Source organism: Bacillus sp. SSR7, assembly GCF_055902415.1.
This window is the reverse complement of sequence record NZ_JBVVXV010000015.1, coordinates 15,745-41,983: the sequence shown is the minus strand read 5'-3', so window position 1 is coordinate 41,983 and position 26,239 is coordinate 15,745. Positions and strand designations below refer to the sequence as shown.

General features: G+C 36.3%; 26 protein-coding genes and 4 tRNA genes. 3 read left to right on the top strand and 27 right to left on the bottom strand.

From position 1 onward, the window contains the following. The first annotated feature begins 66 nt into the window (after positions 1-66). Positions 67-1,050 (top strand): GMP reductase, encoded by a 984-nt coding sequence (gene guaC, locus AC0NJG_RS22160; RefSeq protein WP_000432434.1) that lies wholly within the window; start codon positions 67-69, stop codon positions 1,048-1,050. A 134-nt stretch (positions 1,051-1,184) separates the two neighbouring features. Beyond that, a complete protein-coding gene (gene pepF / locus AC0NJG_RS22155; protein WP_474063448.1) occupies positions 1,185-3,002 on the top strand; it encodes an oligoendopeptidase F in 1,818 nt (605 codons plus the stop codon). Positions 3,003-3,187: 185 nt separating this feature from the next. On the opposite strand, the gene AC0NJG_RS22150 is transcribed toward pepF, so the two are convergent. The 24 genes from AC0NJG_RS22150 to AC0NJG_RS22035 all read right to left on the bottom strand — a co-directional run bounded on the left by AC0NJG_RS22150 (position 3,188) and on the right by AC0NJG_RS22035 (position 22,624). Beyond that, complete coding sequence (locus tag AC0NJG_RS22150) at positions 3,188-4,066, bottom strand: radical SAM/SPASM domain-containing protein (protein WP_000713634.1); 879 nt, start codon at positions 4,064-4,066, stop codon at positions 3,188-3,190. Positions 4,067-4,202: 136 nt separating this feature from the next. Further along, positions 4,203-4,682 (bottom strand): 23S rRNA (pseudouridine(1915)-N(3))-methyltransferase RlmH, encoded by a 480-nt coding sequence (gene rlmH, locus AC0NJG_RS22145; RefSeq protein ID WP_087955255.1) that lies wholly within the window; start codon positions 4,680-4,682, stop codon positions 4,203-4,205. A gap of 59 nt (positions 4,683-4,741) precedes the next feature. Then, positions 4,742-4,927: a CxxH/CxxC protein gene (locus AC0NJG_RS22140; RefSeq protein WP_001052835.1), complete on the bottom strand. Its 186-nt coding sequence runs from the start codon at positions 4,925-4,927 to the stop codon at positions 4,742-4,744. A 53-nt stretch (positions 4,928-4,980) separates the two neighbouring features. Beyond that, positions 4,981-6,156 (bottom strand): S1C family serine protease, encoded by a 1,176-nt coding sequence (locus AC0NJG_RS22135; protein ID WP_087955256.1) that lies wholly within the window; start codon positions 6,154-6,156, stop codon positions 4,981-4,983. Between the two features lie 63 nt (positions 6,157-6,219). Further along, complete coding sequence (locus AC0NJG_RS22130) at positions 6,220-7,014, bottom strand: MBL fold metallo-hydrolase (protein ID WP_000522836.1); 795 nt, start codon at positions 7,012-7,014, stop codon at positions 6,220-6,222. Then, positions 6,998-7,840, bottom strand: a complete 843-nt coding sequence (locus tag AC0NJG_RS22125; protein ID WP_474063447.1) for a two-component system regulatory protein YycI — start codon at positions 7,838-7,840, stop codon at positions 6,998-7,000. The genes AC0NJG_RS22130 and AC0NJG_RS22125 overlap by 17 nt, the downstream gene beginning before the upstream one ends. Then, positions 7,821-9,137, bottom strand: coding sequence for a YycH family regulatory protein (locus AC0NJG_RS22120; RefSeq protein ID WP_087955258.1), 1,317 nt, complete (start codon positions 9,135-9,137; stop codon positions 7,821-7,823). The genes AC0NJG_RS22125 and AC0NJG_RS22120 overlap by 20 nt, the downstream gene beginning before the upstream one ends. Beyond that, positions 9,134-10,975, bottom strand: coding sequence for a cell wall metabolism sensor histidine kinase WalK (walK, locus tag AC0NJG_RS22115; protein WP_048553327.1), 1,842 nt, complete (start codon positions 10,973-10,975; stop codon positions 9,134-9,136). The genes AC0NJG_RS22120 and walK overlap by 4 nt, the downstream gene beginning before the upstream one ends. A gap of 3 nt (positions 10,976-10,978) precedes the next feature. After that, positions 10,979-11,686 (bottom strand): cell wall metabolism DNA-binding response regulator WalR, encoded by a 708-nt coding sequence (walR, locus tag AC0NJG_RS22110; RefSeq protein ID WP_000971872.1) that lies wholly within the window; start codon positions 11,684-11,686, stop codon positions 10,979-10,981. 403 nt (positions 11,687-12,089) lie between these two features. Beyond that, positions 12,090-12,162, bottom strand: a tRNA-Phe gene (locus AC0NJG_RS22105). 41 nt (positions 12,163-12,203) lie between these two features. Beyond that, positions 12,204-12,279: transfer RNA gene (locus AC0NJG_RS22100), tRNA-Asp, on the bottom strand. Positions 12,280-12,301: 22 nt separating this feature from the next. Then, positions 12,302-12,373: transfer RNA gene (locus AC0NJG_RS22095), tRNA-Glu, on the bottom strand. Positions 12,374-12,386: 13 nt separating this feature from the next. After that, positions 12,387-12,462, bottom strand: a tRNA-Lys gene (locus AC0NJG_RS22090). 141 nt (positions 12,463-12,603) lie between these two features. After that, entirely contained in the window at positions 12,604-13,893 is a 1,290-nt protein-coding gene (locus tag AC0NJG_RS22085) for an adenylosuccinate synthase (protein WP_087955259.1), read from the bottom strand. A 215-nt stretch (positions 13,894-14,108) separates the two neighbouring features. Beyond that, entirely contained in the window at positions 14,109-15,470 is a 1,362-nt protein-coding gene (gene dnaB, locus AC0NJG_RS22080; RefSeq protein WP_001286244.1) for a replicative DNA helicase, read from the bottom strand. Between the two features lie 27 nt (positions 15,471-15,497). Further along, on the bottom strand, positions 15,498-15,944 hold the full coding sequence (gene rplI, locus AC0NJG_RS22075; protein ID WP_087995277.1) for a 50S ribosomal protein L9: 447 nt from the start codon (positions 15,942-15,944) through the stop codon (positions 15,498-15,500). Next, the gene (locus AC0NJG_RS22070; protein ID WP_087955261.1) at positions 15,941-17,914 is read right to left on the bottom strand and encodes a DHH family phosphoesterase; all 1,974 of its coding nucleotides are present in this window, start codon (positions 17,912-17,914) and stop codon (positions 15,941-15,943) included. The genes rplI and AC0NJG_RS22070 overlap by 4 nt, the downstream gene beginning before the upstream one ends. A gap of 78 nt (positions 17,915-17,992) precedes the next feature. Then, entirely contained in the window at positions 17,993-18,928 is a 936-nt protein-coding gene (locus AC0NJG_RS22065) for a YybS family protein (RefSeq protein ID WP_140421294.1), read from the bottom strand. Between the two features lie 80 nt (positions 18,929-19,008). Beyond that, positions 19,009-19,242 (bottom strand): 30S ribosomal protein S18, encoded by a 234-nt coding sequence (gene rpsR / locus AC0NJG_RS22060; RefSeq protein WP_000918873.1) that lies wholly within the window; start codon positions 19,240-19,242, stop codon positions 19,009-19,011. 45 nt (positions 19,243-19,287) lie between these two features. After that, positions 19,288-19,800 carry a single-stranded DNA-binding protein gene (ssb, locus tag AC0NJG_RS22055; RefSeq protein ID WP_000981966.1) on the bottom strand — a complete coding sequence of 171 codons (513 nt, stop codon included), beginning with the start codon at positions 19,798-19,800 and terminating at the stop codon, positions 19,288-19,290. A 26-nt stretch (positions 19,801-19,826) separates the two neighbouring features. Beyond that, positions 19,827-20,117, bottom strand: a complete 291-nt coding sequence (gene rpsF, locus AC0NJG_RS22050) for a 30S ribosomal protein S6 (protein WP_001233778.1) — start codon at positions 20,115-20,117, stop codon at positions 19,827-19,829. Between the two features lie 191 nt (positions 20,118-20,308). Next, positions 20,309-21,409 (bottom strand): redox-regulated ATPase YchF, encoded by a 1,101-nt coding sequence (ychF, locus tag AC0NJG_RS22045; protein ID WP_000524669.1) that lies wholly within the window; start codon positions 21,407-21,409, stop codon positions 20,309-20,311. A 115-nt stretch (positions 21,410-21,524) separates the two neighbouring features. Further along, entirely contained in the window at positions 21,525-21,722 is a 198-nt protein-coding gene (locus AC0NJG_RS22040) for a DUF951 domain-containing protein (protein ID WP_000436051.1), read from the bottom strand. Positions 21,723-21,742: 20 nt separating this feature from the next. After that, positions 21,743-22,624 carry a mechanosensitive ion channel family protein gene (locus tag AC0NJG_RS22035; RefSeq protein ID WP_087955263.1) on the bottom strand — a complete coding sequence of 294 codons (882 nt, stop codon included), beginning with the start codon at positions 22,622-22,624 and terminating at the stop codon, positions 21,743-21,745. 259 nt (positions 22,625-22,883) lie between these two features. Between AC0NJG_RS22035 and yyaC the strand changes: the two genes are divergently transcribed. Further along, complete coding sequence (yyaC, locus tag AC0NJG_RS22030) at positions 22,884-23,480, top strand: spore protease YyaC (RefSeq protein WP_474063446.1); 597 nt, start codon at positions 22,884-22,886, stop codon at positions 23,478-23,480. A 20-nt stretch (positions 23,481-23,500) separates the two neighbouring features. On the opposite strand, the gene spo0J is transcribed toward yyaC, so the two are convergent. The 3 genes from spo0J to noc form a co-directional block, all read right to left on the bottom strand. Next, entirely contained in the window at positions 23,501-24,352 is an 852-nt protein-coding gene (gene spo0J / locus AC0NJG_RS22025) for a stage 0 sporulation protein Spo0J (RefSeq protein WP_087955265.1), read from the bottom strand. Then, positions 24,345-25,106 carry a sporulation initiation inhibitor protein Soj gene (gene soj / locus AC0NJG_RS22020; RefSeq protein ID WP_000516114.1) on the bottom strand — a complete coding sequence of 254 codons (762 nt, stop codon included), beginning with the start codon at positions 25,104-25,106 and terminating at the stop codon, positions 24,345-24,347. Before soj ends, spo0J begins: the two co-directional genes overlap by 8 nt. Before the next feature lie 189 nt (positions 25,107-25,295). Continuing rightward, positions 25,296-26,168, bottom strand: coding sequence for a nucleoid occlusion protein (gene noc / locus AC0NJG_RS22015; RefSeq protein WP_000799023.1), 873 nt, complete (start codon positions 26,166-26,168; stop codon positions 25,296-25,298). Positions 26,169-26,239: the final 71 nt, after the last annotated feature.

The following is a 26,239-nucleotide window of genomic DNA, read 5'->3' as shown; positions in this document are numbered from 1 at the left end:
ATTATCATATGGACGAACATTTTTGATTAATAAAAATAAAATATTCGTATTTTAGGGGTGTAAATGATGGAAAACGTATTCGACTATGAAGATATTCAATTAATTCCTGCAAAATGTATTGTGAACAGCCGCTCTGAATGTGATACAACTGTCACTTTAGGTAAACATAAATTTAAATTACCTGTCGTACCTGCAAATATGCAAACGATTATTGATGAAAGAATTGCAACTTATTTAGCTGAAAATAATTACTTCTATATCATGCATCGTTTCCAACCAGAGAAACGAATCTCATTCATTAGAGATATGCAATCACGTGGATTAATCGCTTCTATTAGCGTTGGTGTAAAAGAGGACGAGTATGAATTCGTACAACAGTTAGCTGCTGAACACCTTACACCTGAATACATCACGATTGATATCGCGCATGGACATTCTAATGCTGTAATCAACATGATTCAACATATTAAAAAGCATTTACCAGAAAGCTTCGTTATCGCTGGAAACGTTGGAACTCCAGAAGCGGTAAGAGAATTAGAAAACGCTGGTGCTGACGCAACAAAAGTTGGTATTGGACCTGGTAAAGTTTGTATTACTAAAATTAAAACAGGCTTTGGAACTGGTGGTTGGCAGCTAGCTGCACTTCGCTGGTGTGCAAAAGCTGCAAGTAAACCAATTATCGCTGACGGTGGTATTCGTACACATGGCGACGTAGCTAAATCTATTCGGTTTGGGGCGACTATGGTTATGATTGGTTCTCTATTCGCTGGTCATGAAGAGTCTCCAGGGGAAACAATCGAAAAAGATGGCAAACTTTATAAAGAGTACTTCGGTTCAGCTTCTGAATTCCAAAAAGGTGAGAAGAAAAACGTTGAAGGTAAGAAAATGTTCGTTGAGCATAAAGGTTCTTTAGAAGACACTTTAATCGAAATGGAACAAGATCTTCAATCTTCTATCTCTTATGCTGGTGGAACAAAATTAGACTCCATTCGTACTGTAGATTATGTAGTCGTGAAAAACTCTATTTTCAACGGTGATAAAGTATATTAATTTTTAAATTTAACTCGAGGGACAAGCATTTTTATGCTTGTCCTTTTTCATATATAGAAATGTAAAATATTTTCATTTTACTGAATTTTCTAGTATCATATTTTTAAATACTTATACTAAGGGGGATATACTATATGAAAGATGTAATTGAGAAACGCCATATTCGTGCAGAAGTTCCTACTGAATTAACATGGGACCTCTCTAATTTATACGTATCTGATAAAGAGTGGGAAACTGCATTACGTGTATTAACAGATGATATAAAAAAACTTGATGCGTTTAAAGGTCAATTACACACTAGTCCCACGACCTTATTACATTGCCTACTTTTAGAAGAAGAGCTTTTAATGAAGTTAACAAAACTATACTCCTATGCAAATTTAAAAGAATCTACTGATCGTACAAATCCAGTTATTCAAGCGAACTCTTCCAAAATTTCCGCTTTATGGACGAAAGTACATACGGCGCTATCCTTTATTCATAATGAAATTCTCTCATTAGAAGAAGGCACAATTGAAAAATATTTAACTGAAGAAACAAAACTTGAACCTTTCCGTAAATCATTACTAGACATATTACAAAAAAGGCAGCACACGCTCTCTCCTGAAACTGAAGAAGCACTTGCTGCACTTGGCGAAGTACATAGTTCTCCATACAAAATTTACGGTATGACTAAATTAGCCGATATGGATTTTAACTCCATACAAGACGAACAAGGAAATGAACTTCCTGTCTCATTTGCATTATTTGAAAGTAAATATGAGTTTTCTCCAAGCGCAGACATACGCAGAAAGGCATACTCATCATTTGTGTCCACTTTGAAGCGATATAAAAATACCGTGGCAACAACATATGCTACCGAGGTAAAAAAACAAGTAACACTCTCTCGTTTACGCAAATTTGAATCTGTTACTCATATGCTTTTAGAACCTCAAAAAGTTCCACTTGAAATGTATAACAATCAACTCGATATTATTTATAAAGAATTGGCGCCTCATATGCGCCGTTTTGCAGATTTAAAAAAGAAAGTATTAGGACTCGATCAAATGCTATTCTGCGACTTACATGCACCTTTAGATCCCGAATTTAATCCAGCAATTACTTACGGAGAAGCTGGAAAACTCATTCAAGAATCTTTACAAGTACTTGGCAATGAATATAGTGCCATTATCAAAAAAGGGTTCAAAGAAAGATGGGTGGACCTTGCAGATAACGTAGGCAAATCAACTGGAGCATTTTGTTCAAGTCCATATGGTTCTCATCCATACATTTTAATTACATGGCAAAATACGATGCGTGGCTGCTTCACATTAGCTCATGAATTTGGGCACGCTGGTCATTTTTATTTAGCAAATAAAAACCAGCGTATTATGAACGTACGTCCATCTATGTACTTCGTTGAAGCACCATCTACAATGAATGAATTACTATTAGCCCAGCATTTATTAGCGACCACTGACGATAAGAGAATGCGTAGATGGGTCATTCTGCAACTACTCGGCACATATTATCATAACTTTGTTACTCACTTACTTGAGGGAGAATATCAAAGGAGGGTATACACGCTAGCAGAAGCAGGAGAAGCACTTACAGCTACAACTTTAACTGAAATAAAAACAAATGTCCTTTCAACATTCTGGGGAGATTCCGTAGAAATTGATGAAGGTGCTGGCTTAACTTGGATGCGTCAACCTCATTATTATATGGGCTTATATTCTTACACATATTCCGCAGGCCTCACTGCATCTACTGCGGTGGCTCAAATGATTAAAGAGGAAGGACAACCTGCTGTTGATCGCTGGTTAGATGTACTTCGCGCTGGTGGTACGATGAAACCACTGGAATTAATGAAACATGCTGGAGTCGATATGTCAAAACCAGATACAATCCGCAAAGCTGTTTCTTACGTTGGTTCCTTAATTGATGAATTAGAGCGCTCTTATCAAGAATAAAGTGAAACTTTAATCAGTGGGGGCCATCCCCCACTGATTATTAGTTGAACCAATCGGGCTTTTACGGACAGTTGATTCCCTACCTAACTTCTTTGCTTCCGCTGAATTTTGAGGTAGGGATCTTACTGCCCGGCAAATAGCGGGATAAAAAATAAGCCCTCGCTTTATGAGGGCTTATTTCATATTTACTTTCCAAATCTTTTACGGTATCCACATTTTCTACATAGCTCTTCAACTGCAACTCTTCTAGAAAATCCATCAACAATGTTTGTTGCTCTTTCGCCTTCTATAATGTTAGAGAATGAATCATTATTAATATTTCCAAGGTTAATAATCCCTTCACCATCTAAACAACAAGGAATAACCGTTCCGTTCGCTAAAATACCAGCTTGATTTCGAAGACCATGACAGAATCCTTTTCCATCATCCTCTTCTTCATGCAATGCTGGCCACTGGAATTCATAGTCTTGATTAATAAAGACACGTTCCGCAATTTTTATACCTTTTCCTGGGGTAAGCTTCTCTTCAATTTGATAAGATAGATCAAACTCATTTTCAATGATGGATAATAGCTCTCTATTCTTCTGGATTTCAGCATTTGTTTTATTATCCTGCGTCAAATTCCATAATCTAAGTGAAACAATTAAATCCGATTGACTTGTCGCCTCTCTAATGAAGGAAAGTATACTTCTTACATAGCCTTCTTTATCTTGTGAACCTGGGTGTCCATCAAAACTATGCAGTGAAAAATTCATTTGTCTTAAAGCAGGCTTATTTAACAGTCTATGCCTTCTCTTATTAATTAACGTTCCGTTCGTTGTAATATTAACTTTAAACCCTTTTTCATGGCTTAAATCTAACAATTGATCTATTTTCGGATGTAGCAACGGCTCACCCTTCACGTGCAAATAAATGTAGTCTGTGTGTGGTTTAATTTGGTCTAACCTTTTCGCAAAATCCTCCACAGAAATGAATTGCTTCTGCCTTTCCGTCGGCGGACAAAAGCTGCACGCAAGATTACATACACTCGTAATCTCCAAGTAAAATTTCTTAAACTTCTTCACCTTTAACTCCTCACTTCTATGACTACTTATACTTTTTCCTCTTCATATTACAGCATACTTTTTTAGAAATAGAAACATACTTATTTTAGGAAATATAGAAAACGGCCACATCTGTAGCCGTTTGAATGTACTATTACTATTTATGATACGGTTCACCACGATTAATCCGAAACGCCCTATACACTTGCTCAAGCAATACTAATCGCATTAATTGATGTGGTAATGTCATCTTTGAAAAAGAAAGAGATTCGTTTGAACGATTCATTACTTCTGAACTTAGTCCAAGTGATCCACCAATCACGAAGGCAACTTTACTTTTTCCATATGTAGCAAGACGATCTAAGCTTACTGCAAATTCTTCTGATGATTTTTGCTTTCCTTCTATCGCTAACGCAATCACGTGCGTATCATCAGAAATTTTATCCAGTATACGTATACCTTCTTTTTCCTTTACAATTAACATTTCTGCTTCACTTAAATTTTCTGGTGCCTTTTCATCTGGTAATTCAATTACTTCCACTTTTGCGTATGCAGATAACCGTTTTAAGTATTCTGCTATACCTTGTTTTAAATATTTTTCTTTTAATTTCCCAATTGAAATAATCGAGATATTCACACGTATTCCCCACCTTACAAACATGTTATCCACATAACTTATCCACATATCCACAATTGTTACCCACATATTGTGTGAGAATCTGTGTTCGATACAACATATGTCGCCTCATTTTGACAAAATTCACATGTTTTTTTCTCTTTTTCCGAGTTATCCACATTGTTAATAACCGGCGGCACTTCACACTCATCCACAATAATATCTAAAGCTAATTCAACATGTTCTAAACAACAAGGTAAGTTCATATTCTTCACCTCACTTTTCTACAATAGAAAACAGGAGGTAGGCCCTCCTGTTTTTAATACTTTTGAATGCCTAGTTTAACCGTTGTTGTTGCTCGTTTTGTACCACGATAAAACGTAAGAGTCATTTTATCATTAATTTTTTTATCATATAAGGCCGTACGGAATCCGATAATATCGCGAACTGGTTTCCCATCTACTGCTACAATCACATCGTGTTCTCGCAAACCAGCATCTGTACCTGGCGAAGGACTTTTCACATCTAAAATGCAAACTCCCTCTGTTACATTACCTGGTAAATGCAATGTTTTTGACCAATAGTAGTTTGGAATTTCATTTAATGATCTCAGTTCAATTCCAACATACGGTCTTCTTACTTTTCCATACTTCTCTAATTCATTCATAATTGGAACAGCTCTAGTAACAGGAATAGCTAGTCCAATTCCTTCTACTTCTTTTGCAGCAATTTTCATTGAGTTAATACCAATTAATTGACCTGCTGCGTTTACAAGCGCACCACCGCTATTACCCGGATTAATTGCTGCGTCTGTTTGCAATACTTCTACTTGCCAATCATAATGTCCATCTTGATCTAAATCTACAGGGACAATACGCTCATTAGCCGAGATAATACCTTGTGTAACGGTTCCAGAAAATTGTAGCCCGAGCGGGTTTCCAATCGCAATGACTGGTTCTCCTCTACGAACAGTATTAGAATCGCCAATCTCAATTACTTTTTTCACATGCTTTGCATCTATCTCTAGTACAGCCAAATCTGTGACCACATCGGTTCCTAATACCTTTCCAGGGACCTTCTTACCATCACTTAAACTTACTTCAATACGATTTGCTCCAGCAACAACATGATTATTCGTTACAATATAAGCTTGACCATCTGTCTTCTTATAAATTACACCTGATCCCGTACCTGCTTCTGAATCTGCCTCTGAAAAATTATCTCGTTGAATATTAATAACTCCAACAACAGCTTCAGACGCACGATCAACAGCATCCACAAAGCTAATCTGTTTAATGCCTTGAGCTTCCGCCATATTACTTCCACTTGCTTCAGCTTGCGGAAACGCGTCCGTATCATTTGAAAATAAAGGAGCTCCAAATGCAAATAACGAAGCTCCTACAATTGTTCCTGCTATGCTAGAAATAACAATACCTTTTTGCTTCTTTTTCTTTGCACGTTTCATACGATAATTTTCTCCATCAATAAAGGACATATTTGTTCACCTATCTTCCTGAAAACAACTATATTCACCTTTATTGTTTACTAAAATGGAGAATTATACGTATTGAATTTTTGTAGGCATTTTTGGATCTGTATCGTGGATTTCAAAAGCTTCTCCCACTCCAAATCCCTTTTCCTCTAATACTTGTGATACTGACATTCGCGCCAATTCTTTCATGTTATTATCTAAACTTAAATGGGCTAAATAAATATGCTTTGTCTCATCTGTAATTACATCTGCCATCGCTAATGCAGCATCTTCATTACAAACGTGCCCTACGTCACTTAAAATACGTCGCTTAATACTCCATGGATAACGTCCCATACGAAGCATTTCCACGTCATGATTACTTTCAAACACGAAAGCATTAGCCCCCTTAATAACACCTTTCATACGGTCACTCACGTATCCTGTATCTGTAATAAGAGCTAACTTTCTATTATTGTTATGAAAAGCATAGAACATCGGCTCTGCCGCGTCATGTGAAACGCCAAATGACTCGACCTCAATATCACCGAATGTTTTTACATCCCCAACTGAGAAAATAAACTTTTGCTCAGTTGGGATATTTCCTATTAAGTGTTCCATTGCATTCCATGTTTTCTCATTTGCATAAACAGGTAAATCATATTTACGTGCCAATACACCTAATCCTTTAATATGATCACTATGTTCATGTGTTACAAGAATACCCGATACATCATTTATATTTAATTCTGCCTGTTTAAATAAAGCCTCAGTTGCTTTACCACTTAAACCTGCATCGACAAGTAACTTCTTTTCATCTGTTCCTACATATAGCATATTCCCTGTACTTCCACTTGCAAGTACGCTAAAATGCAAACCCATTCTTTCTCACTCCAGTATGTTCATCAACCACTTGATTTTCCCTTTCCCCTAATTCCATAACTTGTCCTTCAATTGCATTTACAAAGAAGTCCTGCTTCTGCTCCGTCTTTAAGTTCCACGTTGGAGCAAGTACTTGGTTATTAGAAGTAGATGCGGTAAGGTTGGCATAACCAATTTGCGCTTCTTTTACATGTGTATTCCCATGAATTTTATTTTTTAAATACAGATTTTCTAAAGCAGTTTGGGCAGTAATAATTTCTTGCTGTTTCGTTTTTTCACTTTCGCCCATTTCTTTTAAACCTGTTAGCATCGTCTGCGTGTACGACACAAGTTCATTTTTTTCATTTAATTCCACAACAATCATCGCCTGATCGTTATAGAAAATAGGCTTATCTTTATATTTTTGGAAGAAGTAAATTTTAGAATCTTTCATCGCCCCAAACTCATACTTTTGTCCATCCAATACATAGTTCTTCAAAAAATCATTATACTTATCTTTGGATAACGATTTTGTATTTAAAAAAGGCTCTTTTAGCTTACTTTCTATCTTGTACATATTTTGTATATGCGCCGTTTGATTTTTTAAAGACTGTACATCTTCTTCTTTAAATGCCTTGTTTTCAGCCCTAATAAATGACTCTTTTTTCGGTTCTTTAGGGAAATTACCCATAGTAATTTTGTTTGCTTTTAATTCTTGATCTATCTTTGTTTCTGCAATAAGCTCCAATTGATTACTATCTTGCTTTTGAATGAATTGAAAGATGAGAAAGAGGTCCAAAACAAAAAAGGTCACAATAAATATGGTTTTAATCCGATCCCAATCCATTTAGTCCTCCCTCACTCCACTCATATATTTTTTGTTTGCCAGCTTCATCTTCAACAAACTTTACATACCAAATTGGCTGTAGTCTCGCTACTTGCCCATCTAGTGATAATTTGTATCCAATCCCAATATCTTTAATGGACCTTTTATCTACTGCGGCATTATTTTCTAAGGATGCTATCACAACATGACCTGACGGAAGAGTAACCTTCTGTTCTATACCTTTCGTATTTAAAGAAAGCAACGGTCTTTCATATTCCATTACTTCTTCTGATCCCCATACTTGTCTCAATTCAGCTAATCCATCTGTATTGAATACGGGATATCCATCTTCCTGTAAGCGGAATACTGTCTGTCCTTTATTCATATAGTCCAAACGATATGAATCCAAACTCCCACTGTGACCATTTACAAAATCAAAACTTTTTTGTAAAAGCATTAAATTATCTGGCTTTTTCTCACTTAAAACAGAAGAATTTTTATACTTTAGCATATGCTGATCGTTTTCAATCTCCATAGACCTAATACCATCTGTAAATATTTCTTTCGATCTCTCGATAATAGGGCTTAAATAACGTGGGTCACTAAAAAGAGCATTCTTAAATGTATCAACCGCTAAATTAGATGAAATATATGTTATATTACTTAATTCTGTCGTTCCATCTGGTAAAAATAGCTTTTTTATATCATTAATTTGATAGTCAAAATAAGGTTTCGCTGATACTATAAATTGATTTTGTGCATTTACAATATCTTTTAAATACACACCACTTAATTTTGCTTCATATATTCTAGAGTTATCACCATCAGAAACAAAATTAATTTTTATTTCTTGATCCCTACTTCTAGAAGGATCAAGAATAATTCGATTAAAGTGTTTAGGCTTAGCTATACTTTTTTCTTTCATACTAAACATAGATTTAACTGCATCAAATGGGATATTGGTAGGGAAAATAAGTTCAATTTTCCCTTCACCATGAACATAAGAAAGGAAGTCAGCCTTAGCAATCGAGATCTCTTTGAACTCATGTAATTCCCCTGCTTCCAAAGTTCTATAGATTGATTCTATATCTCCCTCTCTTTTGCTCCCGTAATGATTTTTATCTTTATGCACGATGATAGAAGTAGGGCGGACAACATCAGCAATTTTAGTTTGAGTATTTCCCTCATTCCCCTGTACAAATTTTGCGTTTTGCATAGATGTGGAATCTGGCACATACGTCCATAAGTTAAAAGTAAGAAATAGACTAATTACAACTAAATTAATTAAAACTATCGTTTTAACATTCTCCATACTCATTCCCATTCGTCCTCTTCATCTGCTGCCATAGGCAAAGTGAAATAAATCGTTGTCCCTTTTCCTTCCTCACTCTTTGCCCAAATCGAGCCACCATGTGCCTCAATCATTTCTTTCGCAATTGCTAATCCAAGTCCTGTACCGCCCATTTGTCTTGAACGTGCTTTATCTACGCGATAAAAACGTTCAAAGATTTTATCAACATTTTCTTTCGGAATACCCATTCCTTGGTCACTTACACTAATCTCTAATAATTCTCCGCGATCACGTAAACGATATGTTACTGTTCCACCTTCTGGCGAATACTTTAATGCATTCGAAATAATGTTATACAATACTTGCGTAATTTTATCCGTATCCATATCAATAAATCGAGATTTTTTAGAGAAAGATCGTTTGAAGCTTACGTTTTGCTCTTTAGACATTTCAAAACGATCAATAATGTTATTAAAGAAGTCAGTAAAGTCGACCCACTCTTTCATTAAACGATGTTCTGTACTATCGAGTTTAGATAGTTGCAATAACGCATTTACAAGTCTAATCATTCTTTCTGTTTCTTCTTGTGTAACTGTTAAAAATTGTGGTGCAATATTTGGATCTTGCCACGCACCGTCTGTAAGTGCCTCTAAGTAGCTGCGCATTGTCGTTAATGGCGTTCTTAATTCATGAGAGACGTTTGCTACAAACTCGCGGCGTTCCCTTTCTATACGCTCCTGCTCAGTCACATCATATAATACGGCAATTAAACCATTTGCTTTCCCTGTCTCTTTTTGAATAACAGAGAAACTAGCGCGTAAAATATATGGCTCATTTCTCGTACTAAAATCTAATAAAACAGAATCCGGCTCTTCGTATAAATGATCGAGCGTAAATTCTTCTTGTATTCCCAATACTTCTAAAACAGATTGATCGAGCGCCGTTTCACGCGAAACATTTAGCATCTTTTCCGCAGGATCATTTAATAAAATAATGTCCCCTTTTCGGTCAGTAGCAATTACTCCATCTGTCATATGTGATAATACAGATGACAATTTACGTCTTTCACTTTCCGTTGAAGAACGAGCTTGTTGTAATTTTTTTGATAAATTATTGAAAGATAATGCTAATTGTCCAATTTCATCATGGCTATGCACTTTTACTTTTCTCGAATAGTTTCCTTTTGCCATTTCAATTGCTTGTCTTCGCATATCAGAGATTGGTCTCGTAATCGTTTGAGCTAACAAAATTCCAAGTACAGCTGTTACGAGTAATGCAATAACGGTTCCGGTCGCAAAGATTTGATTAATATCCTTCATCTGCTTATAAACATCTTCCATGGATGCAACAATGTAAATAGCACCAAGTGCATCTTTGTTGTTATCATCCATAATAGGAGTAATCATAACTTGTACACGGTGACCTGTACGACCATCCTTCTCAATTTTCACTTCTGGTTTTTTTTGTACCAATACCCGCTGAACAGCTATATCAGTTGATGTTCTATTTACCTTGTTTTGCTTTGACTCATCTGAAATAGCGAGCAGCTTTCTATTCGCATCAAATACACTTACCTCTTGAATATCCTTCTTTCGATCAGAGGCAAATTTTCGAATGGACGTTTTAATCGTCTCACCTGTTGATTCTGTCTCTGCTTTTGTATAACTTTTTTTAAACTCTTGTTTCAAGTTATACGATAATAAGTTCGTTTGTTGCGTTAAAGAATCTCTAAAACCTTGTACAAGACTCTTTTCTAACTCTCTTACGAAATATACCCCAATAACTTGCATAGCTATCAATATTAATAGCATATATATGAGTACAAATTTTAAATGAATAGATTGAAAAAAACCGACTTTCTTCATATACTATTCCTGCTCTGGGTCACGCAAGTAATACCCTACTCCACGTCTAGTGACAATTAATGTAGGATGACTTGGATTATCTTCAATTTTTTCACGTAGACGACGTACTGTTACATCCACTGTACGTACATCTCCAAAATAGTCATAACCCCAAACTGTTTGCAATAAATGTTCACGTGTCATAACTTGTCCTAAATGTTTTGCTAAATAGTGTAATAGCTCAAATTCACGGTGTGTAAGCTCAATATTTTCCTCACGTTTCGTTACACTATACGCATTTGGATTGATAACAATTGGTCCAATAACCATTTCTGTATTTTCTTCTTTTTCTGCCGCACCACCTTGCTGATGGCGACGTAAATTCGCCTTCACGCGAGCAAGTAATTCCCTCGTACTAAATGGCTTCGTTACATAATCATCTGCCCCAAGCTCAAGTCCTAATACTTTATCGATTTCAGAGTCCTTCGCTGTAAGCATAATAATCGGCATTTCTGAGCTTTTACGTATTTCACGGCAAACCTCTAAGCCATCCTTACCTGGTAGCATAATATCTAATAAAACCATATCTGGTTGTTCTTCAGTTGCTTTTTCAATTGCTTCATCACCATCATGCGCCATTACAATTTCAAAACCTTCTTTTTCTAGGTTGAACTTCAAAATATCTGCAATCGGCTTTTCATCATCAACTACTAAAATTTTCTTTCCCATCATCGTTTATTTCCTCCTTATAAAGTGAAACTTTAATCAGCCCTCACCAATTGGGCTTTTACGGGTAGCTCGCTCCCCACTTAACTTCTTTGCTTTCGCTGAATTTTAAGGTGTAGGCTTTACTGCCCATTAAATAGCGGGGTAAAAATATGGTCACTATCCCTAAACACATTGATGTCTACATAGTATGTCCCTATATGACCGCATCTTTTGCTTAAGTACTTTCTCCTCTATTCTCACAGACTCATGTATGATCCACTTTTACACGGAATCCTATACGATCTATAGAAAAACCTCTAGCTTCAACTGCTAGAGGCTCCTCATTCTATTTTAAAATAACTACTCAATTTTGTAAAATTACATAAATAAAAAGGATATTAAGTGGGCCCACTTAATATCCTGAGAGTGGCTCGGGACGGAATCGAACCGCCGACACGAGGATTTTCAGTCCTCTGCTCTACCGACTGAGCTACCGAGCCAAAACTATATATAAAACCACTAATGGTGGTATAAACAAAAGTGGCGGTCCCGACCGGGGTCGAACCGGCGATCTCCTGCGTGACAGGCAGGCATGTTAACCACTACACCACGGGACCAAAAATGAACATAAAAAAAACATGACCCGTACGGGATTCGAACCCGTGTTACCGCCGTGAAAGGGCGGTGTCTTAACCACTTGACCAACGGGCCACGAAAAATAAAATGGTGAGCCATGAAGGACTCGAACCTTCGACCCTCTGATTAAAAGTCAGATGCTCTACCAACTGAGCTAATGGCTCATACTCACCAACGTCATATTTTCGTGACGACAAGATGTATCATAACATGTTTCATTTATATTTTGCAATACCTTTTTTATTTTTTTTATAAAAGATAAGAAAAAACTCATGAGGACATGAGTTTTTTCTTAAAAATATCAATTAAGCTTCATATACGTTACGAACGATATTCGTTTGGTTACGATCTGGTCCAACTGAGAACATAGATAATTGAATTCCTGTTAACTCAGAAACACGTTCTACGTATTTTCGTGCATTTTCAGGAAGCTCATCTAATGATTTTACACCAGTAATATCTTCTGTCCAACCTGGAAGTTCTTCGTATACAGGTTCACACTTAGCTAAAATGTTTAAGTTTGCTGGAACTTCATCGATAACTTCGCCATTATATTTGTAAGCAACACAAATTTTAAGAGTTGGAATACCTGTTAGAACGTCGATAGAATTTAATGATAGATCTGTTAGACCACTAACACGACGTGCATGTCTTACAACAACACTATCGAACCAACCTACGCGGCGTGGACGACCAGTTGTCGTTCCATACTCACGACCAACTTCACGAATTTGGTGACCAATTTCATCATTAAGCTCAGTAGGGAATGGACCATCACCTACACGGCTTGTATATGCTTTACATACACCTACAACGCGTGTAACTTTCGCAGGACCAACTCCAGTTCCAACTGTTACACCACCAGCAATTGGGTTAGAAGATGTAACGAATGGGTACGTACCGTGATCAATATCAAGCATAACACCTTGTGCACCTTCAAATAATACACGGTGATTATTATCTAATGCATCATTTAATACAACAGACGTATCACATACATATTGTGCGATTTGTTGTCCATACTCGAAGTACTCTTCAAAGATTTCTTCTACACTGAAACCTTCTGCATCGTACATTTTTTCAAATAAACGATTTTTTTGTGCTAAATTGCGCGCAAGCTTCTCTTTAAATGCTTCACGGTCTAAAAGATCAGCCATACGAATACCAATACGAGCAGCTTTGTCCATATATGCAGGACCGATACCTTTTTTCGTTGTACCGATTTTGTCATCACCTTTACTTGCTTCTTCTAACTCATCTTGTTTTAAGTGATAAGGTAAAATAACGTGCGCACGGTTACTTACGCGTAAATTATCAGTACTTACACCACGATCGTGTAAGTATTTTAACTCTTCAAGTAATGCTTTCGGATCTACTACTAAGCCGTTTCCGATTACACAAATTTTTTCTTTATAGAAAATACCAGATGGAATTAAGTGTAATTTATATTTAACTCCGCCGAAAACAATTGTATGTCCTGCGTTATTTCCACCTTGATATCTTGCAACTACTTCCGCATGCTCAGAAAGAAAATCAGTGATTTTACCTTTTCCTTCGTCGCCCCATTGTGTTCCTACAACTACTACTGAAGACATTATTAAAGCACCTCCGCAATTTTCAAACGATCTATTCAAACAATATAATTGTACCAAAACCGAAAAAGAAGTCAACCAAAAAGCGAACATTTTTTTATTAAAAAACTTTTTCGTTCGTAAGAATTATATTTTTACACTATGAAAGCCTTATCTTTTCTATAAAAAAAAAGAAACACATCTTATTATAAGAAATGCGTTTCTTTTTTATACTATCTTTATGCCGGCGGCGCATGTCCATCTTCGAAGCGCCGTTCTAAGTTAACGAACTTATTGAACTCTTTAACGAATGCAAGCTCTACTGAGCCTACTGGACCATTACGCTGCTTTGCAATAATAATTTCAATTGTATTTTTATTTTCCGTTTCTCGGTCATAGTAATCTTCACGATATAGAAAGGCTACGATATCGGCATCCTGCTCGATACTTCCCGATTCACGAATATCAGACATCATCGGGCGTTTATCTTGACGAGATTCTACACCACGAGATAACTGTGACAAGGCAATAACAGGAACTTGTAATTCACGCGCAATCCCTTTTAGTGTACGAGAAATCTCAGATACTTCCTGCTGACGGTTCTCTCCAGATTTCCCACTTCCTTGAATAAGCTGTAAGTAGTCAATCAAGATCATACCAAGACCCTGTTCTTGTTTTAATCTACGACATTTTGCTCGGATCTCATTTACTTTAATCCCCGGCGTATCATCAATATAGATACCAGCATTAGAAAGGCTACCCATTGCCATCGTTAATTTCGCCCAATCATCAGAAGTTAACGATCCGGTACGAAGTCTTTGTGCGTCAATATTCCCTTCTGCACAAAGCATACGCATAACAAGCTGATCAGCACCCATCTCTAGACTAAAAATCGCTACATTTTCATCCGTTTTCGTCGCTACGTTTTGTGCGATATTTAATGAAAATGCCGTTTTACCTACCGATGGACGAGCTGCCACGATGATTAAATCATTTCGCTGGAACCCTGCCGTCATCTTATCTAATTCAGTAAATCCAGTTGGTATCCCGGTCACTTCACCTTTTTGATTATGCAAAAGTTCAATTTTATCGTAAGCATCTACAAGAACGTCTTTAATATTTTGGAACGCTTTCGCATTCGTCTGATGAGATACTTCTAATATTTTTTTCTCAGCCTCATTTAAAAGACCATCCACATCATCTTCTCTCTCATATCCATCAGACACAATATGAGTCGCCGTTCGAATTAAACGACGTAACAGTGCTTTTTCAGCGATGATTCTTGCATAATACTCTACGTTAGCAGCAGTCGGAACAACTTCTGCTAATTCTGCTAAGTAAGAAACTCCACCAACTTCTTCTAGTAATCCTTGATCAGCCATTGCTGACGTCATCATTACTAAGTCAATTGGCTCCCCCTTATCAGATAACCCAAGCATGACTTCAAAAATCTTTTGATGTTTCGTTCGATAAAATGAGTCAGGTACTAATAGTTCCGATGCTGAAGTTAATGCATCCTGATCAATCAATATAGCACCTAAGACTGCCTGCTCAGCTTCTATATTATGCGGAGGGGTACGATCAGCCATTACATCACTCATACGCAATCCTCCTTGCTTAACGTATTTTTATTGTTCACTAACATGAACTTTTACTGTTGCTGTTACTTGCGGATGCAATTTCACAGTAACGTTTGTATAGCCTAATGCACGAATTGCATCATCCATTTCAAATTTACGCTTATCAAGTTTAATATTGTGAGATTTTTGCATTGCATCTACGATTTGTTTACTTGTGATTGAACCAAATAGACGGCCGCCTTCTCCAGATTTAGCCTTTAATTCTACAGTTAGTTTCTCTAACGTTTCTTTTAATTGTTTTGCACTTTCAAGCTCTGCTGCTGCATCTTTTTCTTCTTTGCGCTTTTGAGCCTCTAAAGTTTTCATACTGCTATTCGTCGCTTCAGCAGCTAATCCTTGTTTTAGTAAGAAGTTATTTGCATAACCATCTGGTACGTTTTTTACTTCCCCTTTTTTCCCTTTACCTTTTACGTCTTTTAGAAAAATTACTTTCATGATTGTGTGCCTCCCTGTAAATAGTCATCAATAACAAATCGAAGCTTCTCCTCAGCTTCATCTACTGTAACATTTTTCATTTGTGTGGCTGCATTTGTTAAATGCCCGCCACCACCTAAGTTTTCCATAATTAGCTGCACATTCACTTCACCTAAAGACCTGCCGCTAATTCCAATGAAATTCTCGCCACGTTTTGCAATAACAAATGATGCAATAATTCCTGTCATTGTTAATAATGTGTCCGCTGATTGCGCAATAAGCACTTGATCATAGTAATCATCGCTATCAACTTTTGCAATCGCAATTCCATTTGTATAAATGTACGCATTTTTAATAGCTTTTGCAACCCGTAAATACTGATCCATATCTTCTTTTAAAAGCTCTTGTACAAGCACAGTATCTGCACCGTGTGAGCGTAAATAAGAAGCAGCATCAAACGTACGAGCACCTGTCCGGAATGTAAAGCTTTTCGTATCAACAATAATACCTGCTAATAATGCTGTTGCTTCTAACATTGTCATTTTTAAATTTTTCGGTTGGTATTCAAGTAATTCCGTAACAAGCTCTGCCGTAGAAGAAGCATATGGCTCCATGTAAACAAGCAATGGATCTTCAATAAAATCTTCTCCTCGGCGATGATGGTCAATAACAACTACATTTTCAATTTTGCGTAACAGTTTTTCTTCCATCACCATTGAAGGTTTATGCGTATCAACAACTACAAGTAAGGAATCATCATTTGCAAATTCCATTGCTTGTTCTGGTGTAATAAAGTGAGACCATAACTCTTCATTTTGTTTCACTTTATCCATTAAACGCTTAATTCCCTTATCAGAATCATTTTCATCGAGCACAATATATCCTTTTCGTTCATTTAATTGCGCTACCTTTAAAATACCAATCGCAGCACCAATCGCGTCCATATCAGGAGCCCTATGCCCCATTATAATGACATTGCTACTTTCTAATACTAAATCCTTTAATGCATGCGAAATCACTCTGGCACGTACACGGGTACGTTTTTCCACCGGATTTGTCTTACCACCATAAAACTTAACTTTACCTGTCGCCTGTTTAATAGCAACTTGATCTCCACCACGCCCAAGCGCAAGGTCTAAACCTGATTGAGCCATTGCCCCAAGTTCGGATAAAGGTAAATCACCTGATCCAACGCCTACACTTAATGTAAGTGGTATATTCCTTTTGGATGTTTCTTCACGTACTTGATCTAAAATGCTAAATTTTCCTTTCTCCATCTGCGCTAAAATACTTTCATTTAACACAACGAAGAATCTTTCTGAAGATGCACGTTTTAAATATGCCCCATACTTAACGGCCCACTCATTTAGTCTTGATGTTACAAGACTTGTTATATTCGTACGTAATTGATCATCTAACCCTTGTGTAACTTCATCATAATTATCTAAATAAATGACAGCTAAAACAGTACGTTGATCCTCGTACATCTTTTCAATCTCTGTTTGTTCTGTTACATCAAAGAAATAAATTAACTTTTCTTCTTTCCTTACAAAGACACGAAACTTTCGATTATTTAAAGAGACTATATCATCGGATGTTTCTCCCTTAATAAAAAGAAGTAACGTTTCTGATACATCATAAAGGTGCCATCCAGCTAATGCATGCTGCCCCAGGCATGAAGATAAATAAGGATTTGCCCAATCAATCCCATAATCCTTATTGTATAACAAAATACCAATCGGCATCTGGTTAAATGCCTCATTACTCACTTTCTTTACCCTTGTAATCATATCTGTCGTATGTTTTTCAAAATTCTTTTGGAAAGTAAGTTCAAATCGTACAACAACAAAAAGGACGATACAAAAAATAAAGAAGGAGACTATCCCCATTAGTAAATGAAAATAACAGAGAATTGAAATGAGCACAAACACAAAAAATGCCAAGACGTAAACAGGATATAAAAACCACTGTTTCTTATAAAATTCAGGCATGTATACAACTCCTATAAAGTAAAACTAACTCACCTTCCAGTTAGTAATACAGATTAAAATAGTATAAGGAATATTATTTTATCCCCCTATTTTAGAACGCAATGAAATCCCTAAATCAATTATACCTAAGATTATCACAAGAGGAAACAGCATCGGGATAAACATGCAGGCGATAAAACTAATAATAGGAACCCCTTTCGTAAAACCTTTGCTATGCGCTAGAAAAGCAATAAACGTCAGGCCTTGCAGCACTAGTAATAAAGCAAATATGACATATAGGTTAGAAAATACCATATGTAAATATGATGTCGGTTCTACTTTTATAAAAGTTGATAGCAAAATAAATATAACGTAATACCAAACAATACTCTTTGGTAATTGTATATCCTTAAATTTAGGCCAAGATATGACATCGTGTTTTAACTTTCTCAAAACACTACCTGATATCATAACTGTAATCCAAGAAAAACATACTGAGACCATGACAATTAAACTTGGGAATAACGTTTGTAACACATCATTAAATTGTGCAAATAGCTCTTTTTGCTCTTTACTAATCGGCATACCTGCAGCAGTAACTATCTTTTCGCTTTTTGTCATACTTTCATTAAACATATTTTGTATTTGCTTCATTAAATCTATGTTAAAAAACTTTATACTTGCAACATAAATGAGCATAATACCAATTAAGTAAGCAAGCGTCCCCACCATCAAAATTTCTACCGGCTTTTTTTGTTTTTTATACATATGTCCTAAAACGATACCTATTAATCCAAACATAGTTGTCTTTACCAAGTTCATCGGTTGACTAACAATAACAGTAATAAAAAGCGCTGCTGTAAAAATTACAAAAGCATTAGATATTTTATATCTTATCGTTAGCAATATAAATGGCAACGGCAACGCAAACGTTACAACTGTGCCTAAAATTGGAACATACATAGATATAAGCAATAACATTGCATATATCGCTAACAACGCTGCACCCTCAGTAATAAATTTCGTATTCCTCATCATCTAACCTCTCTTTCAAAAAAGAAAAGCATAGCAAAATGCACAGTAGAGTCGGACTCTACTGTGCATTTCATACGCTATTATTCACCAACATATGGTAAAAGTGCCATTTGACGAGCACGTTTAATTGCAACTGTAAGTTTGCGTTGGTATTTTGCGCTTGTTCCTGTTACACGACGAGGTAAAATTTTACCACGCTCAGAAACGAAACGTTTTAATAAATCAACATCTTTATAATCGATGCGAGTGATGCCGTTAGCTGTGAAGAAACACACCTTACGACGTTTCGCACGTCCACCTTTGCGTCCTGCCATGTCTATTTCCCTCCATTCTTTGTTAAAACTAACAAATTTACTGTATTAGAACGGTAAATCGTCGTCGGAAATGTCGATCGGTTGACCTACATTTGAAAATGGATCGTCATTCTTCGTAAATCCAGAGTTACCTTGGTTACCTGAATTACTAGATTGACCAAATGGGTTAGAGCCTTGGTTACCGAAACCAGCTCCTGATGGTTGCTGATTAAATGAACCGCGTTGCTCCCCACCGCCATTACGCGGCTCTAAAAATTGTACGCTTTCCGCAAGAACTTCTGTTACGTATACACGTTTACCATCTTGTCCCTCGTAATTACGAGTTTGAAGACGTCCATCTACGCCTGCTAAGCTACCTTTTTTCAAATAATTTGCTACGTTTTCTGCTTGTTTACGCCATATTACACAATTAATAAAGTCAGCTTCACGCTCACCTTGTTGATTGGCAAATGCGCGATTCACAGCTAACGTAAAAGTAGCTACTGCAACACCATTGGGCGTGTAACGTAAGTCAGGGTCCTTAGTTAAACGACCAACGAGGATAACACGATTCATCAATCGAACCACTCTCCCTTATATATCAATTATTTTTCTTCTTCTTTAACAACGATATGACGAAGGATGTCTTCGTTGATCTTAGCTAAACGGTCGAATTCGTTAATCGCTTCTGCGTTAGATTTCACGTTTAAGATCATGTAGAAACCTTCACGTAAGTCGTTGATTTCGTAAGCTAAACGACGCTTACCCCACTCTTTCGTGTTAATGATTTCTGCACCATTGTTTGTTAAAACACCTGCGAAACGTTCAACTAAAGCTTTTTGAGCTTCTTCTTCAACGCCAGGACGAATGATGTACATAATTTCGTACTTTCTCATTACACTTTCACCTCCTTTTGGTCTAAACGGCCCATAATGGGCAAGGAGCAATTAATTTATAGTAATTACTCACGAGTTTAGATTATATCATAGTAAGTTAGATGAATCAACTCACCCATACATAAAAAACTTGGCAAACATATAATATATTTGCCAAGCTTATATCTTTATTTTTCCTAGGAAATATTAAATTAAACGTTGAAACGGAAGTGCATAACGTCTCCGTCTTTTACGATATACTCTTTTCCTTCTAAACGAACTTTACCAGCTTCTTTTGCAGCTGTCATAGAACCATTTGTCATTAAGTCTTCGTAAGAAACTGTTTCTGCACGAATAAATCCACGCTCAAAGTCTGTATGAATTACACCAGCACATTGTGGTGCTTTCATACCTTGTTTGAATGTCCATGCACGTACTTCTTGTACACCAGCTGTGAAGTAAGTAGCAAGTCCTAATAAATCATATGCAGCACGAATTAATTGATCTAAACCAGATTCTTCAATGCCTAGTTCTTCAAGGAAGACTTTTTTCTCTTCCTCGTCTAGCTCGGCAATTTCTGATTCGATTTTTGCACATACAACGATTACTTGAGAATTTTCATTTGCAGCAAATTCTTTTACCATTTGTACGTATTTATTTTCAGAAGGATCGATAACATCGTCCTCGCTTACGTTTGCTACGTATAACATTTCTTTCGTTGTCAGTAAATGAAGACCTTTCACAATCTTCATTTGCTCTTCTGTAAATTCAACCGTACGAGCCGGTTTCCCCTCTTCGAAAGCTTCTTTTAAACGTACTAAAATTTCATGTTCATATACTGCTTCTTTATCCTTTTGTCTTGCTAATTTCGCAACACGTTCGATACGTTTATCAACTGATTCTAAATCGGCTAAGATTAGTTCTAGGTTGATTGTTTCAATATCATCAATTGGATCTACTTTCCCTGAAACGTGCGTAATATTTTCGTCTTCAAAACAACGAACAACTTGGCAAATTGCATCTACTTGGCGAATGTGAGATAAGAATTTATTTCCTAAACCTTCACCTTTACTAGCACCTTTTACGATACCTGCAATATCAGTAAACTCAAATACAGTCGGAACAGTTTTTTTCGGTTCTACTAATTCCGTTAATTTATTTAAACGCTCATCTGGTACTTCTACAATTCCTACGTTTGGATCAATTGTACAGAATGGATAGTTTGCAGATTCTGCTCCTGCTTGTGTAATTGCATTAAATAAAGTGGACTTCCCTACGTTAGGTAATCCAACAATCCCAGCCGTTAATCCCATATTTTTCACTCCTATGTCTCAATCTTTCATCATTATAGATAGTAACGAAAAAAATGACAAGTTTCCTCCAAACGAAAAAAAGTAACAGCTACCCACTGCAACTGTTACTTTCTCTCTATTCTTCGTGCTTCACAAGTATTTTTTTCACCTTACGATCAAACTCTCTTCGAGGAATCATTACTGAATGGTCACATCCCTCGCACTTAATGCGGATATCCATTCCCATACGAATAATCTTCCAACGATTCTCCCCACATGGGTGGGCTTTCTTCATTTCCACAACATCGTACAAGTTATACTGCTTTTGCTCCATTCTCCAAACCCCTCTCCATACTAAATTGCTTTTTCACTCACTAATTCTTCACGATTATATAAAACCATACGTGGATATGGAATTTCAATACCATGTAAATCTAAACGATTTTTAATTTCTTTACGAAGTGCTCTTGCAATAACTGCATGTTGCATTGGCTCTACTTCAGCAATAACACGTAATATAACTTCTGAAGCAGCTAATGTTTGTACACCTAACAATTGAGGTGTTGTTACCATTTTTTCGTACTTTGCAGGTAATTCTTGTAATAAGTCTTCAATGACTTGTTCTGCTTTCGCTATGTCAGCCTCATACGAAATAGATACATCAACAAATGCTACACTATTACTAACTGAATAGTTCGTAACTTGAATGATACTTCCGTTTGGTAAAGTATGAATTTCACCTGTCCAACTTTTTACTTTTGTTGTACGAAGTCCAATCTCTAAAACGACTCCTTCAAACTGACCAATTTTTACATAGTCACCGACTGAAAATTGATCTTCTAGCAAGATAAATAACCCTGTAATAACATCTTTTACTAAACTTTGAGCACCAAATCCGACTGCCAAACCAATTACCCCTGCACCGGCTAATAAACCTGATGCATTAATATTAAACACACCTAAAATCGCAATTAACATAATAAACATAACAACGTATGCCACAATATTTTCAAGTAACTTCGCTACTGTAACTGTACGACGTTCTGAAATTTGAATTGGCGAACGACTTCCCATACGAAACGCATTCCGTACAACCGCTCTTGCAATTCGTACTACAATTGCACCAATTGTTAAAATGATACATATTTTTAATGTCGCAATTCCAATATGAGCCCAACGATCAGCATCTAGTAAATACTGTTTCGTAGCATTAAACCACTTCGTTAATAAATCCATGTACCTCTACCTCTCCAGCCAAAATTTCTTTTTAGTTATCCTTCTTATTGTATCAGAAGTCTCCTAATTGCTGAAAAAATTTTATGACTTTAATTCCATTTGTTAACCTACATACAGGTATAAAATGGAACGAATATATATATACTAGTACTATTATTTCCGTTCTCACTTAAATTTTACAGCAAGTACGCACTTATAGTTTTCCATTTTACTCACCATATAACATATTTTGAAAATTTATTAAAAGGATGGGTGCTTCATGAATATTGGAAGTTTTCGCTTACCTTTTTTCGAAAAAGAAACTCAAAATGTTATGCACCAAGATTTAGAAGCCTCCGAGACAATTAGTAACTTCTTACTTTCTCATATCCCTGTTAAGACTCATATACCAATTATTCTCGTTTGTATCGGAACAGATCGTTCCACAGGAGATGCACTCGGTCCGTTAGTCGGTACGAAACTAGAACAAATAGAAATTACAAACTTCCAAGTGTTCGGCACACTAGATGATCCAGTACATGCGCTAAACTTAGAAGAAAAAATTCAGAATATACAGAAAGATAATCCTTCTTCATTTATAATTGCAGTTGATGCCTGTTTAGGAAAGTCTCAAAGTATTGGTTCCATCACTACTGGAATGGGACCTAGTAAACCTGGAGCTGCGATGAACAAGAAATTACCGGCAGTTGGTGATTTACATATTCATGGCATCGTAAATCTAAATGGTTTTATGGAATTTTTCGTCCTACAAAATACAAGATTAAGTTTAGTTATGAAAATGGCTGATGTAATTGCACAAAGTATAAAAGAAACAGACCAAAAATTATCTGTATTAAAAAAAGCAAACCATCTATAAATAATAAGATGGTTTGCTTTTTAGTTTTTCTGCGCTAATAATTCTAAAATACGATTTAAATCTTCTTTATTGAAAAATTCAATTTCGATTTTACCTTTTTCTTTTTTGGTTTCTTTAATTTTTACATCTGTGCCAAACTTTTCTCTTAAGAATGTTTCGCGTTCTACGAAAAATATATTTCTTTCTTTTTTCACTTGTTTTGTTTCACGTGAAACGCGTTGATTGATCTCCTGAACAATTTTCTCTAATTGCCGAACATTTAATCCTTCTTTTTCAATTCGTTTCAATAAAGCTTTCAATTGTTCTTCATCTTTTATCGTAAGCAAGGTTCTCCCATGAGCCATTGAAAGTTGACCATTTGCAATCATATCTTGAACAAAAGAAGGGAGGCTCAATAACCGCGTATAGTTTGCAATGTAAGGTCTACTCTTACCAAGGCGTTTTGCTAATTGTTCTTGCGTCACATTTAGCTCATTCATTAGCATTTGATATGCCATTGCTTCTTCCATTGGATTTAAATCTTCTCGTTGTAAGTTTTCAAGCAATGCAAACTCCATCATTTGCTGCTCATTTAATTGCCTTACAACGGCAGGTACTTTTTCGAGCCCTGCCTCTTTAGCAGCACGATATCTTCTTTCACCTGCAACAATTTCATATCCTTTAATACTCTTTCTAGCAATTAACGGTTGTAATATGCCGTGCTCTTTAATAGAGGCCGATAATTCCTGAATCGCCTCTTTATTAAAGTGTTTACGTGGTTGATATGGATTCGGCCTTAATTCAGTTATCGTAATCTCCTGAATTGTCTCTTCTTCTTTCACATCTAAATCAGGAAAAAACACATTGATTCCTCTTCCTAATCCTTTAGCCACCTGCAATCACTTCCTCTGCTAAATCTATATATACTTCTGCCCCTCTTGATTTAGCGTCATACTGCATAATTGGTTTCCCATGACTTGGTGCTTCACTCAAACGAACATTACGAGGGATAATCGAACGGTATACTTTATCTCTAAAGTATTTTTTCACTTCATCTATAACCTGAATCCCTAAATTTGTACGGGCATCTAACATTGTTAGCAATACGCCTTGAATTGCTAGATTTTTATTTAAGTGCTTTTGCACCAGTCGAACTGTATTTAATAGCTGACTTAACCCTTCTAGTGCGTAATATTCGCATTGAACAGGAATAATAACAGAATCTGCTGCAGTTAATGCATTAATCGTTAATAACCCTAAGGACGGGGGACAGTCAATAATAATATAATCATATTCATCACGAACTGGCTGTAATGCCCTTTGCAAACGTACTTCCCGGGAAATAGTCGGTACCAATTCAATTTCAGCACCTGCTAATTGAATTGTAGCGGGTAGAACATCTAAGTTTTCAGTTGCGGTTTTCTGTATAACCCCTTGAACATCTGCATCTTCCACAAGAACATTGTAAATACATTGATCTAATTCGGATTTTTCAATTCCCACACCCGTCGTTGCATTTCCTTGAGCATCAATATCTACAAGAAGGACCTTTTTACCTACTTGTGCCAATCCAGCCCCTAAATTAACAGATGTTGTTGTTTTTCCAACGCCACCCTTTTGATTGGCTATAGCAATGATTTTTCCCATGATGTCACCTACTTTCAACCTTTCTATCTTATTCTAGTAACAATTACGTTTATTGTAACATGAAATAAAAGTTTTTCTTTTACGTCCTTATTAAACTTCAAAATTTATTTGTAAACTCCTTCTTCATCTAACAAGAAAATATAGTAAAAGAGACCTATCCAATAGGATCAGGTCTCTAACACGCCATTATTATTTTTTCTTCGGAATTTGAATTGTAATTTGATAGTACTCATCAAACTCTTCTTCCTCAGAATTAACATTTAAACCACTGTCAGCAACCATTTGTAATGACTGCCTAATTGTATTCATGGCAATTCTCGTATCTCGACTTACTGCTTTTTGCTTTGCCTTACGCTTCGGTTTTGCTTCCTCTAGTAATTTCGCAATTCGTTCCTCTGTTTGCTTTACATTCAGTTGTTTCTCCACAATTTCCTGTAAAACCTTTAGTTGTAATTCCTCATTCTTTAAAGGGATGAGCGCACGGGCATGGCGTTCTGTAATACTTTTTTCTAATAACGCATTTTTTATTTCTTCAGGCAACTTTAACAATCGCAACTTATTTGCGATTGTGGATTGTCCTTTTCCGAGTCTTTGTGCCAATGCTTCTTGCGTTAAATTATGTAACTCAATTAGCTTTTGATATGCCACAGCTTCCTCGATTGCTGTTAGTTCCTCACGTTGCAAGTTTTCAATTAAAGCCACAGAAGCTGTTTCTGTATCATTTAAGTTTTTTATAATTGCAGGAACCTTTTCCCACCCTAACTTTGTTGCTGCACGGAAACGCCTTTCTCCAGCAATAATCTCGTACTTATCATCCTCATATTGCCTCACAACAATTGGCTGAATAAGTCCGTGTGTACGAATCGTTAATGCTAGTTCCTCAATACGTGCATCATCAAAAACTGTTCGTGGTTGATAACGGTTAGGGGTAATATTTACTATCGGAATTTCTTGTATTTCTTCATATACCTTTTTATCTATTTCTTCATGGCTTTCGTCTTGTAATTCGAATTCGCTCTCTTTATCTCCAAAGCCAAATAAACGAGAAAACGTATTTTTCATACATATTCCACCACCTTTAGGCCTATTGACTATTCTCCATAAAATGTTTCCTATGAAACATTTACGTTTTC

What these genes read in the sequence shown, in the direction of transcription:
- AC0NJG_RS22065 (WP_140421294.1), bottom strand. Translation starts at nt 18,928, where the DNA reads ATGAGGAATACGAAATTTATTACTGAGGGTGCAGCGTTGTTAGCGATA.
- AC0NJG_RS22130 (WP_000522836.1), bottom strand. Translation starts at nt 7,014, where the DNA reads ATGGGTTTGCATTTTAGCGTACTTGCAAGTGGAAGTACAGGGAATATG.
- rpsR (WP_000918873.1), bottom strand. Translation starts at nt 19,242, where the DNA reads ATGGCAGGACGCAAAGGTGGACGTGCGAAACGTCGTAAGGTGTGTTTC.
- AC0NJG_RS22135 (WP_087955256.1), bottom strand. Translation starts at nt 6,156, where the DNA reads ATGTCCTTTATTGATGGAGAAAATTATCGTATGAAACGTGCAAAGAAA.
- ychF (WP_000524669.1), bottom strand. Translation starts at nt 21,409, where the DNA reads ATGGGATTAACGGCTGGGATTGTTGGATTACCTAACGTAGGGAAGTCC.
- guaC (WP_000432434.1), top strand. Translation starts at nt 67, where the DNA reads ATGGAAAACGTATTCGACTATGAAGATATTCAATTAATTCCTGCAAAA.
- AC0NJG_RS22070 (WP_087955261.1), bottom strand. Translation starts at nt 17,914, where the DNA reads ATGCCTGAATTTTATAAGAAACAGTGGTTTTTATATCCTGTTTACGTC.
- AC0NJG_RS22085 (WP_087955259.1), bottom strand. Translation starts at nt 13,893, where the DNA reads ATGTCTTCAGTAGTAGTTGTAGGAACACAATGGGGCGACGAAGGAAAA.
- AC0NJG_RS22120 (WP_087955258.1), bottom strand. Translation starts at nt 9,137, where the DNA reads ATGAGTATGGAGAATGTTAAAACGATAGTTTTAATTAATTTAGTTGTA.
- yyaC (WP_474063446.1), top strand. Translation starts at nt 22,884, where the DNA reads ATGAATATTGGAAGTTTTCGCTTACCTTTTTTCGAAAAAGAAACTCAA.
- AC0NJG_RS22035 (WP_087955263.1), bottom strand. Translation starts at nt 22,624, where the DNA reads ATGGATTTATTAACGAAGTGGTTTAATGCTACGAAACAGTATTTACTA.
- AC0NJG_RS22140 (WP_001052835.1), bottom strand. Translation starts at nt 4,927, where the DNA reads ATGAACTTACCTTGTTGTTTAGAACATGTTGAATTAGCTTTAGATATT.
- rpsF (WP_001233778.1), bottom strand. Translation starts at nt 20,117, where the DNA reads ATGAGAAAGTACGAAATTATGTACATCATTCGTCCTGGCGTTGAAGAA.
- dnaB (WP_001286244.1), bottom strand. Translation starts at nt 15,470, where the DNA reads ATGAGTGATGTAATGGCTGATCGTACCCCTCCGCATAATATAGAAGCT.
- walR (WP_000971872.1), bottom strand. Translation starts at nt 11,686, where the DNA reads ATGATGGGAAAGAAAATTTTAGTAGTTGATGATGAAAAGCCGATTGCA.
- walK (WP_048553327.1), bottom strand. Translation starts at nt 10,975, where the DNA reads ATGAAGAAAGTCGGTTTTTTTCAATCTATTCATTTAAAATTTGTACTC.
- AC0NJG_RS22125 (WP_474063447.1), bottom strand. Translation starts at nt 7,840, where the DNA reads ATGGATTGGGATCGGATTAAAACCATATTTATTGTGACCTTTTTTGTT.
- soj (WP_000516114.1), bottom strand. Translation starts at nt 25,106, where the DNA reads ATGGGAAAAATCATTGCTATAGCCAATCAAAAGGGTGGCGTTGGAAAA.
- pepF (WP_474063448.1), top strand. Translation starts at nt 1,185, where the DNA reads ATGAAAGATGTAATTGAGAAACGCCATATTCGTGCAGAAGTTCCTACT.
- rplI (WP_087995277.1), bottom strand. Translation starts at nt 15,944, where the DNA reads ATGAAAGTAATTTTTCTAAAAGACGTAAAAGGTAAAGGGAAAAAAGGG.
- noc (WP_000799023.1), bottom strand. Translation starts at nt 26,168, where the DNA reads ATGAAAAATACGTTTTCTCGTTTATTTGGCTTTGGAGATAAAGAGAGC.
- AC0NJG_RS22040 (WP_000436051.1), bottom strand. Translation starts at nt 21,722, where the DNA reads ATGGAGCAAAAGCAGTATAACTTGTACGATGTTGTGGAAATGAAGAAA.